The organism is Chromohalobacter canadensis, assembly GCF_029544075.1.
Taxonomy (GTDB): Bacteria; Pseudomonadota; Gammaproteobacteria; order Pseudomonadales; family Halomonadaceae; genus Chromohalobacter; species Chromohalobacter canadensis_A.
The window spans coordinates 15464-29741 of the sequence record NZ_JAJQJH010000004.1 but is presented as its reverse complement, the minus strand read 5'-3'; the positions used below and the strand labels follow the sequence as shown (position 1 = coordinate 29741).

The following is a 14278-nucleotide window of genomic DNA, read 5'->3' as shown; positions in this document are numbered from 1 at the left end:
AAGCGTGTTATCCATTCCATTAATTCATGTATTAGGTTGCAAACCCGTCGCCAGGTGCCTCCCGATGCTCGAGTATCCAGTCGATGAAGCCTCGAACTTTGGTGTCCTCTCCCTTGTGCTCGGGATAGGCCAGGTAATAGGCATCGCGACTGGTCAGACCGAACGTCCAGGGAATCGTCAGTAGACCGGCCTGTAGTTCCTCCTCGGCCAGAAAGCGCGGTGCCAGGGCTACGCCACATCCGGCACGGGCTGCGCGTAAGGCCATGTAGAAGGTATCGAAACGTGGCCCGTGGTAGCTGTGCTCGGTGTAACAGCCTTGGGCTTCGAACCAGTCGTGCCAGGCCTCGGGCCGCGTCGAGCTCTGCAATAGCACCAGCTTTGTTAGTTCCAGCGGCTCTTGAATGCCGTCGACTGGCAGCACCGCGGGCGCGCAGACCGGCACCATCTCCTCGTCGAGCAGTTTTATGCACTCGGCCCGGGGCCAGGCGCCATGACCGAAGAAGAAGGCGACATCGACGCGCTCCTCCTCCAGGTCGAAGGGCTCCGAGCGGTTGGCGATGTTCAGATAGACCCGCGGGTGCCGGAAGCGGAACCCATTGAGCCGCGGAATCAACCAACGTGCCCCGAAGGTTGGCAGGGTGGTGACATTGAGCACCACACTCTGGCCGCCGTAGGACTGCATGTAACGCGTGGACATTTCCACCTGGGCCAGAATCTTGCGCACCTCGGTGAGGTAGAGCGAGCCCTCCGGCGTAACCTGAAGTCGCTTGCGCACTCGACGGAACAGTGGATGCTCGAGCACCGCCTCGAGCTGGGCCACCTGCTTGCTGACGGCACTCTGGGTTAGGTTCAGCTCGTCGCCGGCACGAGTGAAACTCATGTGCCGCACCGAGGCCTCAAAGCACTGCATGGCGGTCAGGCTGGGCAGGTGTCGATGACTCATGCGTCTCTCCTTTTTATGGACCGCTCCTTGTCATGGGCGGCTCCGCGTCGTGGACCTTCTTTTCATCTCGAAGGCTATATCCTGAAAAAAAGGAATAACCTCCATATAAAACGTCGTTTGAAGGGCGTCAACTACCACGCCAATACTGGTTTCGATTTTCGAACCCAAGAATTAACAGTAGGAGGAAGAATGATCGAATCCCTCATGCAGCGCCTAGGCGTTTCCCAGGATGTCTACCGTCAGGGAGACTTTGCGGTCATCTCACCTACCGATGGAGGCGAGCTCGGGCGGATCCGCCTCGAGGGCGCCGATGCCGTCGAGGCCCGCGTGGCACGCGCCCAGAGCGCCTTCGAGCAGTGGCGCCAGGTGCCCGCTCCCCGTCGCGGTGAGCTGGTTCGGCTGTTTGGCGAGCAACTGCGCCGCCACAAGGAGGATCTTGGTGCTCTGGTCACTCTGGAATGCGGCAAGATCTACCAGGAAGGCCTCGGCGAAGTGCAGGAGATGATCGACATCTGTGATCTGGCTGTTGGCCAATCGCGTCAGCTTTACGGCCTGACCATCGCCTCCGAGCGTCCCGGCCACCACATGCGCGAAAGCTGGCATCCGCTGGGGCCGATCGGCCTGATTACTGCCTTCAACTTCCCGGTGGCGCCTTGGGCCTGGAATGCTGCCCTGGCCCTGGTGTGCGGCAACAGCCTGCTGTGGAAGCCCTCAGAGAAGACGCCGCTCACTGCCCTGGCCTGCCAGGCGCTGCTGGAGCGCGCCATGGCCGAATTCGGCGACGAGGCACCCGAAGGCCTCAGCCAGGTGGTTCTGGGGGATCGCGAGGCCGGCGAGCGCCTGGCCGACGATCCCCGCGTGCCGCTGATCAGCGCCACCGGCAGCACCCGCATGGGTCGCGAGGTCGCGCCTCGGGTAGCCGCCCGCTTTGGTCGCAGCATCCTCGAACTCGGCGGCAACAATGGCATGATCTTGGCGCCCAGCGCCGATCTCGACATGGCGGTACGCGCCATCCTGTTCTCCGCCGTGGGCACGGCCGGGCAGCGTTGCACGTCCCTGCGTCGCCTGATCGTCCATGAGTCGATCCGCGACGAAGTCGTCGCGCGCGTGAAGAAAGCCTATGCCGGCGTGACCATAGGCGATCCCATGGATGGCAGTTTGGTCGGTCCGTTGATCGATGCCCAAGCCTTTGAACAGATGCAGTCCGTGCTCGACCAGGCGCGCCGGCAGGGTGCGAGGGTCGTCGGTGGCGAACGTCAACTCGCCGACCAGTATCCCGATGCTTACTACGTGACCCCGGCCATCGTCGAGGTCGACAAGCAGGACGAGCTGGTCAAGAACGAGACCTTCGCCCCGATTCTGTATGTGATGAGCTACCGCGACTTCGATGAGGCCATGACCTTGCACAACGACGTTCCCCAAGGGCTGTCGTCATGCATCTTTACCAGCGACGTGCGCGAATCCGAGTCCTTCATTTCGGATGTCGGCAGCGACTGCGGCATCGCCAACGTCAACATCGGGCCAAGTGGGGCAGAGATTGGGGGCGCCTTCGGAGGTGAGAAAGAAACCGGTGGTGGCCGCGAGTCCGGGTCCGATATCTGGAAGAGCTACATGCGTCGCCAGACCAACACCGTCAATTATTCCCGTGAGCTACCACTGGCCCAAGGGATCAAGTTCGACTGATCACGAGCGCCGCCCCGATCACGGGGCGGCGCTCGTTGCACAGGGGCTCGCAGCTTCGATGAACACGATCGGGGTTTCGGAACGCCCGACCATCCAGGCAGAACGTGTCATGGAGTCCAAAGATGACAACAACAATTTCTCGAGAACAATGGGGTAGTCGTTTTGGCTACCTGATGGCCGTCGTCGGCGCCATGGTCGGTGCTGGCAATATCTGGCGTATGCCCTACGTGACGGGAGAGAACGGCGGAGGCGCCTTCTTGATCGCCTATTTCTTGCTGCTCTATTTGATCGCGGTGCCCGGCCTGATGGGCGAGACCAGTCTCGGGCGCTATACCCGGCAGGGGTTGATCGGCACCTTCCGTAAGCTCTATGGCAACAATCGACTCGTCGGCCTGGGACTGGTGATCCTGATCTTCAACATCGTGCTGATGTCCTATTACTCGTCGATCGTCGGCTGGTCGATCTACTACGCCTTCCATGCCGTGATCGGCACCTTTACCCAGGCCGACTTCGACACCGCCGCCCTGTGGCAGGCGTTCAGTGGTAACACCGCTCTGAATGTCGGCATGCACAGCGTCGCCATGCTGCTGGTCACCGGCATCCTGCTGTTCGGCATCAAGGGTGGCATCGAGCGCCTGGCCAAGTGGATGATGCCGATCTTGACCATCGCCTTGATCGCCATCGCCATCCGGGGTGTGACGCTGCCGGGCGCCATGGCCGGCCTGGAGTTCAGCTTTTCGCCTAACTGGGCCTATCTGGCGCGCGGGGAAACCTGGCTGGCGGCACTCGGTCAGGCGCTGTTCTCCACTGGCCTCGGCTGGGGCATCGCTTTGACCTATGGCAGCTACCTTGGCCGCAATGACGATATTCCCTTGGGCGGCGGCGTCTTCACGGCGATCGGCAACACCAGCTTCGGGCTACTCGCCATCTTCGCCGTCTTTCCCATCGTCTTCGCCTTCGATATCTCGCCCAGCTCCGGTGCCGAGCTAGCCTTCGTGGCCTTGGCCAATGCCTTTGGCAGCATGACGGGGGGGTATCTCTGGGCGCTACTGTTCTTCATGGGCTTCTTTTTCGCCAACTTGACCACCGCAATTGCCATTACCGAAGTCGGTGTGACCACCTATCGAGAGGAACGCAACACCAATCGCACCAAGGCTGTACTGACTATCTGCGGCATCATCTGGCTGCTGGGCATCCCGAGTGCCATGAACGCCAATATCCTCGGCTATCTGGACTTTGTGATCGGTAACTGGGGCCTACCGTTGTCGACCTTCATCATCATGATCACCATCGGCTGGAAATTCGATGCCCAGCGGCTGCGCGTGGTGAGCCTCAATCGAGGCGCCGATATCTACGTGCCGCGTGTCTGGGAACTCGTTGTGCGCTACCAGATCCCCGCCATCATGCTCGGCATCATGGCTTACTTTCTCTACACCAATCTCGGTCAAACGCCCTGGAAGACGGTCAGCGGTCTGGCAATACTGACTCTGATGATTCCTCTGTGCATGTGGGTCATGGGTCGTCGCCATGACATGCCTTATACCGCCACGTCCAAAGGAGGTCCGTCATCATGAGCCTGTCCGCCATCATTGTCATGATCGTGTCCATCATCGCCTTGTGGGGCGTGGCTAGCTATGCCCTGATCGTCTCGATGCGCCAAGAGGAGCGCAAACTGGCTTTGCTCCAGTCACAGGATGATTTCGAACCCTACTCGCCACGCGCCTTTCGGGATCTCGAGCAGTGGCTGGCGCAGCATTCCGATAGCGAACACGCGCCTGAAGTTCGGGAGTGGCAACAAGCGCAGCGACAGTCTCTGCAACGCAACCCGCAACGCTTCTACGAGTGGTCGCATGCCGACGACGACGCTAGGGGGGCATCATGAAATCGGCTTGTATCTGGACCTCCACATCCCCCGAACGACAACGGGACTACCCACGCTGGGAAGGCAATGCCGCCGCCGATGTCGCCGTCATCGGCGGCGGCATCACCGGGCTCAGTACTGCCCTGCATCTCGCCGAGGCTGGCGTTTCGGTGACGTTGTTGGAGGCGGGGGACATTCCCAGCGGTGGCTCTGGGCGCAGTGTCGGCTTGGTCAATGCAGGGATGTGGATACCACCGGACGATATTCTCGAGGCCTTGGGCCCGGAAAACGGCGAACGTGCCAACGAAGTACTCGGTCGTGCTCCCTCCGAAGTCTTTACACTTATCGACCGGCACAGCATCGACTGCCAGGATACTCGGACCGGTACCTTGCACCTTGCACACAACGGTAAGGGCGCTGAGGAACTGGCTCGCCGCTTCGAACAGTTTTCGCGTTGTGGTGCGCCGGTCGAGCTACTTGAGGGAGAGGCGTGTCAACGGCGTATCGGCACGCCCCGGATCCGCCGTGCTTTGCTCGACCGGCGGGCTGGCACACTGAATCCGACTGCCTATACCCGGGGGCTCGCCCGGGCGGCTCATGACGCAGGCGCCAACCTGCACACTCACAGTGCCGCCGAGAGTATTCAACGTGAAGGCGACAGTTGGCGAGTCGACACTCCATTGGGTAGCGTCAAGGCGCCGCGTTTGGTGATTGCTACAAACGCCTACACTGAAGATCATTGGAACCAAGTGCGCGAGCACTTCTTCCGTGGACATTTCTATCAGATTGCTTCCCCGCCGCTATCTGACGAGCTTGCGAGTGACATTCTGCCCGAACGCCAGGGAGCATGGGATACCCGCACAGTACTCAGTAGCCTGAGGCGCGATGTCGAGGGGCGCTTGATTTTGGGCAGCCTAGGGTGTGGCGACAGCAAGCCGGCGTCTTTCTTGCGCTGCTGGGCCGATAGAATCCAGCGCCATTATTTCCCGCAACTGGGGCGGGTTGATTGGGAATGTACCTGGACGGGGCAGGTCGGCTTCACTCCAGATCACACTCTACGCCTCTTCGAGCCGGCGCCAGGCATTTTAGGTGTTGCGGGTTATAACGGCCGTGGTATCACCACTGGCACGGTTGTAGGGAAGGGCTTTGCCCATTACTTAAACACTGGTGATGATAGCTTGTTGCCACTGCCGATCTGCTCCCATCAACCGATACGCGCCAAGCCATTGTGGAGCTCCGGTTACGAAGGAGGTTTCACGCTATACCACGCAGGGCAGTGTTTACGCGTATTGATATGAGGCGCAGGCGGCGCTGTTCGGCCCCAGCGGCCCTGATACGCTTGAGGAGCGCTAGCAGAGGTCGCTGGGGCGGGAAGCCTGATGCGGCGGGCCGGTCAGCGCGTACCGACGCTACTGCGAGGGTGGTTCGACATGGCCACCGAAGCCGAAGCGCATCGCCGAGAGCAAACGATTGGCGTAGGTGTTGTCCTTGCGCGAGTTGAAACGTGCGAACAGCGCGTTGGCCAAGACCGGGGTGGAGACGCCTTGCTCGACAGCGGCGTCGATGGTCCAGCGGCCTTCGCCGCTGTCGGCGACAGCGCCGGTGTAATGGTCGAGCTTGGGGTCGCCGGCCAGTGCCTGGGCCGTGAGGTCGAGCAACCAAGACGAGACCACGCTGCCGCGACGCCAGACTTCGGCCACGTCGGCGAGGTTAAGGTCGAAGCGCTCGTCGTCCGGCAGGTCCGGCGATGACTTGCTCTGCATCAGCTCGAAACCCTCGGCGTACGCCTGCATAAGGCCGTACTCGATCCCGTTATGCACCATCTTCACGTAATGACCGGCGCCCACCGGGCCGGCATGGATATAGCCACGCTCGGCGCTGTCATGGGGGGCGTTGCGGCCATGTGTGCGCTCTAGATCGCCATGTCCCGGGGCCAGCGTGTCGAATAGCGGATCGAGATGCTCGAAGACATCGCGCTCGGCGCCCACCATCATGCAATAGCCACGCTCCAAGCCCCAGACGCCTCCCGAAGTGCCCACGTCCACATAATGGATGCCCGTGAGTGCCAGCGCCTTGGCGCGTCGGATGTCGTCCTTGTAGAAGGTATTGCCGCCGTCGATGATGATGTCGCCGGCGTCCATCTGCTCGGCGAGGGCATTGATGGTGTCTTCAGTGGGCGCGCCGGCAGGCAGCATGACCCATACCACGCGTGGCGTTTCCAGTTGATCCACCAGCGCGGCCAGGGAATCCGCCTGGGTGGCGCCGTCCTCGATCAACGCCGAGGCGATGGATTGATCGCGGTCATGGGCGACGACCTCATGGCCGCCACGCATCAAGCGTCGGGCGATATTGCCGCCCATGCGGCCGAGTCCGATGATACCGAGTTGCATGTTCGTACCTTTCGCGATGTCGGGTAGGGAGTGGGAACGGCGGCAAGCCTACCGATACCGAGTGCATGACGCAAAGCGGGCCATGTCGCATGACACGGCCCACCTCGAAACGTCATATGTGACGTGTCAATCCCAGCTCAGCGCGCCGCCGACCTGGTATTCCGTGACGCGCGTCTCGAAGAAGTTCTTCTCCTTGCGCAGGTCGATGATCTCGCTCATCCACGGGAAGGGATTGTCGGCACCGGGATACTGCTCCTTCAAGCCGATCTGGGCCAGGCGGCGGTTGCAGATGAAATGCAGGTATTCCTCCATGATCGCGGCGTTCATGCCGAGTACGCCGCGCGGCATGGAGTCGCGCGCATAGGCGATTTCCAGCTCGGTGCCTTCGATGATCATCTGAGTAACCTCGTCCTGGAATTCCGCCGTCCACAGGTGTGGGTTCTCGATCTTGATCTGGTTGATCATGTCGACGCCGAAGTTCAGGTGCATCGACTCGTCGCGCAGGATGTACTGGAACTGCTCGGCGACGCCGGTCATCTTGTTGCGCCGGCCCATGGAGAGAATCTGGCTGAAGCCGCAATAGAAGAAGATGCCTTCGGTCACGCAGTAGAAGGCGATCAGATTGCGCAGCAGTTCCTGGTCGGTTTCCGGCGTGCCGGTGTGGAAGTCCGGACGCGCCAGCGACTGGGTGTGCTTGAGGCTCCACGCCGACTTGGCGGCGACCGAGGGCACCTCGCGGTACATGTTGAAGACTTCGCCTTCGTCCATGCCCAGCGATTCCACGCAGTACTGGTAAGCGTGGGTGTGAATGGCTTCTTCGAAGGCCTGGCGCAGCAGGTACTGGCGGCACTCGGGATTGGTGATCAGGCGGTATAGCGCCAGCACCAGGTTGTTGGCGACCAACGAGTCGGCGGTGGAGAAATAGCCCAGACTGCGCTCGACGATGCGACGCTCGTCCTCGGTCAGGCCGTCATTGCTTTTCCACAGCGCAATGTCGGCGTTCATGTTCACTTCCTGAGGCATCCAGTGATTGGCGCTGCCGTCCAGGTACTTCTGCCACGCCCACTCATACTTGAAGGGCACCAACTGGTTGAGGTCGGCGCGGGCATTGATCATCTTCTTGTCGTCGACCTCGATACGCGCCGCGCCCATTTCCAGCTCTTCCAGGCCGGCGGCGACATCGAGCTCGTCCAAGGACTTACGGGCGCGCGCCAGCCGGTCTTCATCGGCTACCTGGTAGCGTGACGCGCTTTCGCGCACCTGCTCGGGTTCCGGTGCCGCGGGTTGCGCTGTCGGCTTGGTAGCCGGCGCGGGCTTTTGAGGCTCGGCGGCGGTCTCGTCTTCGTGGAATTCGTCCCAGTTCAGCATGTTCTTCCTCGTTCCTTGCTAGTGGCGTTATGCGTGACGCCAATGGCTAGACTGTGGTGAGCTTCGAGCTTCGAGCTTCGAGCTTCGAGCTTCGAGCGATTCGTGGCTCGCGACTCGAAGCCCGTCGCTGGCGCTAAGCGTCTATTGGCAAGCCTCGCAGCCGAGCTCGTCGATATCGCCTGCCGATGGCGCTCGCGAGCCGCTGCCACTCTTACCGTTCAGGAAGTCGTCGATGCCGCGCGCCTCGCCGGAGGGGCCACTGGCCGCTGGGCTGGGTGCGCCGCTGGCAGCGGGCTGAGTCGACGGCGCCGCACCGCTATCGGCGTTGCCGACGGCATTGAGATTGCCACGATCGACGGTAGATTTTTCCACCGAGGTGGCGCCCAGCGCGCGCAGGTAATAGGTGGTCTTGAGGCCACGGAACCAGGCCATGCGATAGGTGACGTCGAGCTTCTTGCCCGAGACGCCGGCGATGTAGAGGTTCAGCGACTGCGCCTGATCGATCCACTTCTGACGCCGCGCGGCGGCTTCGACCAACCACTTGGGCTCGACCTCGAAGGCGCTGGCATAGCGGGCCTTGAGATCGTCCGGCACGCGGTCGATGGGTTGTACGCTCCCGTCGTAGTACTTGAGGTCGTTGATCATGACCTCATCCCACAAGCCGCGCTCCTTGAGGTCGTTGACCATGTAGGCGTTGACCACGGTGAACTCGCCGGAGAGGTTCGATTTGACGAACAGGTTCTGGTAGGTCGGCTCGATGGATTGCGTCACGCCACAGATGTTGGAGATCGTCGCGGTCGGCGCGATCGCCATGACGTTGGAGTTGCGCATGCCCTGACTGGTGACCTTGTCACGCAGACGCGACCAATCTTGTGTGGTAGAGGTATCCACCTCGATATAGTCGGCGCCGCGCTCCTCGGCCAGGTTCGCGATGGAGTCGATGGGCAGCACGCCCTTGCTCCATAGCGATCCCTCGAAGCTTTGGTAGCGTCCGCGCTCGGCGGCCAGATCGCTGGAGGCTTCGATGGCGTGATAGCTGATCAGCTCCATCGAGGTGTCGGAGAATTCAACGGCCTCCTGAGAAGCATAAGCGATCCCACGCTTGTAGAGTGCGTCCTGAAAGCCCATCAAGCCCAGCCCCACCGGGCGGTGCTTGAAGTTGGAGCGCTCGGCCTGCGGCACGGCGTAGTAGTTGATGTCGATGACGTTATCGAGCATGCGCACGGCCGTTTTGACGGTCTTCTTCAGCTTGTCGCCATCGAGCTCACCGTCGACGATGTGCTGCGCCAGGTTGATCGAGCCCAGGTTGCACACGGCGATTTCGTCCGCCGAGGTATTGAGGGTGATCTCCGTGCACAGGTTGGAGCTATGCACCACGCCGGCATGGTTCTGCGGGCTGCGCAGGTTGCACGGGTCCTTGAAGGTGATCCACGGATGGCCGGTTTCGAACAGCATGGACAGCATTTTGCGCCACAAGTCCTTGGCCTTGACGCGCTTGAACAGGTTGAGCTGTCCGTTGCGGGTCATTTCCTCGTACTCGGTGTAGCGCTTCTCGAAGGCGGCGCCGTACAGGTCGTGCAGGTCAGGGCAGGTGGACGGCGAGAACAGTGTCCATTCTTCGTCGTCGAAGACCCGCTTCATGAACAGGTCCGGCACCCAGTTGGCGGTGTTCATGTCATGGGTACGGCGGCGGTCGTCGCCGGTATTCTTGCGCAGTTCGAGGAATTCCTCGACGTCGAGGTGCCAGGTCTCGAGATAGGCGCAGACCGCGCCCTTGCGCTTGCCGCCCTGATTGACGGCCACGGCGGTATCGTTGACCACCTTGAGGAACGGCACCACGCCCTGCGACTTGCCGTTGGTGCCCTTGATGTAGGAGCCCAGCGCGCGTACCGGGGTCCAGTCGTTGCCCAGGCCGCCGGCCCACTTGGAGAGCATGGCGTTGTCGCGAATCGCGCCGTAGATGCCATCGAGCTGATCGGGCACGGTGGTGAGGTAACACGAAGAGAGCTGGCTCTTGACGGTGCCAGCGTTGAATAGCGTCGGCGTGGAGGCCATGTAGTCGAAGCTCGAGAGTAACTCGTAGAATTCGATGGCCCGCGCTTCGCGATCATCCTCGTTGAGCGCCAGGCCCATGGCGACACGCATGAACATCACCTGCGGGAGTTCGTAGCGGATGTCGTCATGGTGCAGGAAGTAGCGGTCGTAAAGCGTCTGCAGGCCGAGATAGGTGAACTGGGCATCGCGGGTGTGATCCAGCGCCGCACCGAGGCGCTCGAGATCGAACTCGGCAAGCTGCGGATCGAGCTGGTCGAACGCGATGCCCCTGGCGATGTAGGCCTTGAAGGCCGGTGCGTAGAGCTCGGCCATCTCCTGGTAAGTCGCTTCGTCGGCGATATCCAGGAAGGAGAGTGCCTCGCGCCGCAGGTTGTCCTGCAAGAGTCGCGCGGTGGCGTAGGTATAGTTGGGTTCTTTTTCGACCAGAGTACGCGCGGTCATCGTCAGCGCTTGCGACACGCCATCGATGGAAACGCCGTCATAGAGATTCTTCAGCGACGCGTCGACGATCTTCTGTGGCTCGACGTTGGTGAGCCCTTCGCAGGCGTCAAACACCAGCGTCTCGACCCGGCCCAGGTCCAGCGGACGCACGGTGCCGTCGGCCTGCGTGACGTTGAGGCTGGGGTGCGGTTTGGCGATATCGCCGTTCTGGGGCTGACGGGCGCGAGCATGTTCTTCGCGGTACAGCACATAGGCGCGGGCGACCTTCTGCTCACCGGCGCGCATCAGGGCCAGCTCGACTTGGTCCTGGATGTCTTCGATGTGCAGGGTGCCGCCATCGGGCATGCGACGCAGGAAGGTATCGACGATGCTCTGGGTCGCCTCGTGTACGAAGTCACGGATGCGTGACGATGCTGCGGCATTGTCGCCTTCGGTGGCGATGAACGCCTTGGTGATCGCCACCGAGATCTTGCTGCCATCAAAGGCCGCGACATCACCGCCTCGCTTGATGACACGCAGTCGCTGCGGTGCGGTGATGTCTACTGACGCCTTGTCAGGGGAAGAAAGAGTGGTATCCATGACGCCTTCCTGTCGTTACGGGTCCAAGGGAAAAGGTGCCGCCGTTCATGTCGCATCGTGAGAAGTCGAGCGTTATGGCGACGATGGCCGAATTAGCCGTCCTGTCTCGGCATTTTCGTGCCTGAAGAGGCCCATTCGGGACGAGCACGCGAAATACTGTGATCCCTATATATGGGGTGGGTCGTGATGATGAGCACAAGATAGAGCTGTTTCTCAGGGGCCGCAAGTGGATAAGCTGTGGATAGTCTGTGTCTCTCTTGGGGGTTGTTCTTGCGCTCCGTCAAGATATCTATAACTCGCTGCCACGCGACGATTTTTCAATCAGCGTGGCGATCTCTATGATGCTCGACAGCTACTCGAGAGTGAATTCGGGTATCATCGCTGGCTTTCCGCTATGGTAGGGAGTGGCGGCATGCACCCCTTTGTCGCACCGCTTATTCAGGCGGCGTCGCTCTGGATAGCGCGAAGAATACAAAATAAAGACGAACGGAACTCGCACGATAAGGCCGAAGGTAGGCAGGGCTTCATGGCACTAATGTAAAGGGATGGATGACAGCTTGGACAGCAGCAGACATCACGATCACGTCCTGATCATAGAGGACGACGAGCGGCTGGCGCATCTGACGCGGGAGTACCTCGAAGCGAATGAGTTCCAGGTCGATCTGGAATACGACGGCGCACGTGCCGTGGAACGTATTCTCGACGAGCAGCCGGATATGGTCATTCTCGACCTCATGTTGCCTGGCGAGGATGGTCTTTCCATTTGTCGCCGCGTACGTGCCCACTATGCCGGCCCCATTCTCATGCTGACCGCGCGTACCGACGACATGGATCAGGTGCTGGGGCTCGAAATGGGGGCCGACGACTATGTGCCGAAGCCGGTGCAGCCGCGCGTACTGCTTGCACGCATGCGCGCCCTGCTGCGCCGGGCCGATGCTCTGGACGCCGCCAGCGGCGCCACCCGGCTGAACTTCGGCGATCTGCTCATCGATAGCGCTACGCGCGAGGCCTGGCTCAACGATGAGCGTATCGACTTGACCAGTGCCGAATTCGACCTGTTGTGGCTGTTGGCCGGCAATGCCGGCCGCGTACTGACCCGCGAGGAAATCTTTTCGCAGCTGCGGGGCATCAAGTATGACGGTCAGGATCGCTCGATCGATGTACGGGTCTCGCGTATTCGGCCTAAGATCGGCGACGATCCCAACCAACCGCACCGAATCAAGACCGTGCGCAGTAAAGGGTACCTGTTCGTCAAGGATAGCTAACGTTGATGCGGCGAACCCTGTCGGACAGCACTTTCCTGCGCGTTTACGCCTTGTTGTTGCTGGCGTTGGTGCTGACATTCGGACTCGCATTGCTGGGGTATCTGGTGGTCGACCAGGTTCGTCAGGAGAATTACCGCGAGCGTTTGGCCAGCGGCCCGATGCAGGTGCTCGCGCATCTGGCCGCCGAGCAGCCGGTCGACGAGCGTGACGAATGGCTGGCGTCGATGTCGTCGACGTTGGGTGTTCCCATGACGTTGCACCCCATCGATGGCGTATCGCTAAGTTATTTCGACCGCTCGCGGCTCAATGAAGGACGGCCGCTGATCGAGCGTCATGACGCGGCATGGTCGGTGCTGCGGCGTCTACCTGATACGCCTTGGCTGCTGGAAGTGCGTGTCGGTGGGCTCAAAGAGATGCAGTTACGCGGCGCGACCGAGGCGCTGCGAACGTGGCTTAGCGGCGTCTCGGAAGATGAGCGTGCCGAGCGTCTGGCGCGCCTTCAGCGTGTCTTCAAGATCCCGCTGGAGGTCTCGCCGACGCCACCTTCGGGTGTCGATCCTATCCAGCAGTCGCGCCTCGAGGGAGGTGAAGTCGTCGTGCGCCTCGAGCCGGGGCTCGGCGTGCTTTATGTGCACGCACGGCTGGGAGCGGATCGCTGGCTCAGTATCGGCCCCATACCGTCCTTCGAACCGATGCCCATTTCGTTGGCGCTGGTCTTGCTGGGCATCATGTTGCTGGTGTTGGCCGGCACCATCTACTTCGTGGTGCGCGGTGTGGAAGGGCGCGTGGAGCGCTTGGAGCGTGCCGCCACGCGCATCGCCGGGGGCCATCTGGATACCCGCGTCAAGGTCGAGAGCAACGACTTTCTCGGGCGGTTGGGGATGGCCTTTAATGGCATGGCGGCCCAGGTGCAATCGTTGTTGCGTACACAGCAGGAAATGATCCGCGCCGTCTCCCATGAATTGCGTACGCCAGTGGCACGTATTCGTTTCGCGGTGCAGATGGTCGAAGACATGACCGAAGAACCCGTGGTGCGGCGTCAGTTGCAGGACATCGACGGGGATATCGAGGAACTCGATCAACTCGTCGATGAGATCCTGACCTATGCCCGCCTGGGGAGCGACAGCGCCCAGGGCATCCAGCTCGCCACCGAGACCACCGATTGTCGCGCCATGGCTCATCGCGTGGTCGATACCCTGGCGCCGCTGCACGCGCATTTGCGCTTGGAAGTCTTGGAAGGCGAGGACGTCGATGTCGAGGCTGATCCGCGTTATCTGCAGCGTGCGCTTTCCAATCTCGTGGCCAATGCCTGCCGCCATGCGGAAGGGCATATCCATGTGAGCGTGACGCGGGAAGCCCGGGCCGTGCGGTTGGATGTCGAAGACGACGGCGCAGGGGTGCCCGAAGCCGACCGCCTGTTGATCTTCAAGCCCTTCGCGCGTCTCGATGATAGCCGTACGCGGCGCTCCGGCGGCTATGGCCTGGGGCTTTCCATCGTACAGAAAATCATGGCCTGGCATGGCGGCAGCGTCGTGGTCGAACGCAGCCAACGCCTCGGTGGGGCGCGCTTCAGCCTGTTGTTGCCGACGTCGGATATGCTCCAGGGTGAGCCGCGCCACCTGTGGGGGCGCCGCCAAGGCGATGTTTGACCTCGGCAGGCTTGCATATGCCGCAAGCGCTGGCGTGAAAGCGT

The 14278-nt window shown here is 61.3% G+C and carries 10 protein-coding genes; 6 read left to right on the top strand and 4 right to left on the bottom strand.

The annotated features are described in order from the left end of the window. Positions 1-31: 31 nt before the first annotated feature. Positions 32-943, bottom strand: coding sequence for a LysR family transcriptional regulator (locus tag LUN51_RS07665; protein WP_277810796.1), 912 nt, complete (start codon positions 941-943; stop codon positions 32-34). A gap of 189 nt (positions 944-1132) precedes the next feature. Between LUN51_RS07665 and amaB the strand changes: the two genes are divergently transcribed. From amaB to amaA, 4 genes are all read left to right on the top strand, one after another. Beyond that, positions 1133-2626: an L-piperidine-6-carboxylate dehydrogenase gene (amaB, locus tag LUN51_RS07660; protein WP_277810795.1), complete on the top strand. Its 1494-nt coding sequence runs from the start codon at positions 1133-1135 to the stop codon at positions 2624-2626. A 122-nt stretch (positions 2627-2748) separates the two neighbouring features. Beyond that, positions 2749-4200, top strand: a complete 1452-nt coding sequence (locus LUN51_RS07655) for a sodium-dependent transporter (protein WP_277810794.1) — start codon at positions 2749-2751, stop codon at positions 4198-4200. Further along, positions 4197-4508, top strand: a complete 312-nt coding sequence (locus LUN51_RS07650; protein WP_277810793.1) for a hypothetical protein — start codon at positions 4197-4199, stop codon at positions 4506-4508. Before LUN51_RS07655 ends, LUN51_RS07650 begins: the two co-directional genes overlap by 4 nt. Further along, positions 4505-5785 carry an L-pipecolate oxidase gene (gene amaA, locus LUN51_RS07645; protein WP_277810792.1) on the top strand — a complete coding sequence of 427 codons (1281 nt, stop codon included), beginning with the start codon at positions 4505-4507 and terminating at the stop codon, positions 5783-5785. Before LUN51_RS07650 ends, amaA begins: the two co-directional genes overlap by 4 nt. 111 nt (positions 5786-5896) lie before the next feature. Here the strand turns inward: amaA and gnd are convergent, their stop codons facing one another. The 3 genes from gnd to LUN51_RS07630 all read right to left on the bottom strand — a co-directional run bounded on the left by gnd (position 5897) and on the right by LUN51_RS07630 (position 11320). Then, positions 5897-6877, bottom strand: coding sequence for a phosphogluconate dehydrogenase (NAD(+)-dependent, decarboxylating) (gene gnd, locus LUN51_RS07640; RefSeq protein WP_277810791.1), 981 nt, complete (start codon positions 6875-6877; stop codon positions 5897-5899). Between the two features lie 126 nt (positions 6878-7003). Beyond that, complete coding sequence (locus tag LUN51_RS07635) at positions 7004-8245, bottom strand: ribonucleotide-diphosphate reductase subunit beta (RefSeq protein WP_277810790.1); 1242 nt, start codon at positions 8243-8245, stop codon at positions 7004-7006. 141 nt (positions 8246-8386) lie between these two features. Beyond that, positions 8387-11320 carry a ribonucleoside-diphosphate reductase subunit alpha gene (locus LUN51_RS07630; protein ID WP_277810789.1) on the bottom strand — a complete coding sequence of 978 codons (2934 nt, stop codon included), beginning with the start codon at positions 11318-11320 and terminating at the stop codon, positions 8387-8389. A 545-nt stretch (positions 11321-11865) separates the two neighbouring features. Here LUN51_RS07630 and LUN51_RS07625 point away from each other — a divergent pair. Both LUN51_RS07625 and LUN51_RS07620 read left to right on the top strand, forming a co-directional pair. Next, a complete protein-coding gene (locus LUN51_RS07625) occupies positions 11866-12585 on the top strand; it encodes a response regulator (protein WP_075369471.1) in 720 nt (239 codons plus the stop codon). Between the two features lie 5 nt (positions 12586-12590). Then, positions 12591-14234, top strand: a complete 1644-nt coding sequence (locus tag LUN51_RS07620) for an ATP-binding protein (protein ID WP_277810788.1) — start codon at positions 12591-12593, stop codon at positions 14232-14234. The last annotated feature ends 44 nt before the right edge of the window (positions 14235-14278 follow it).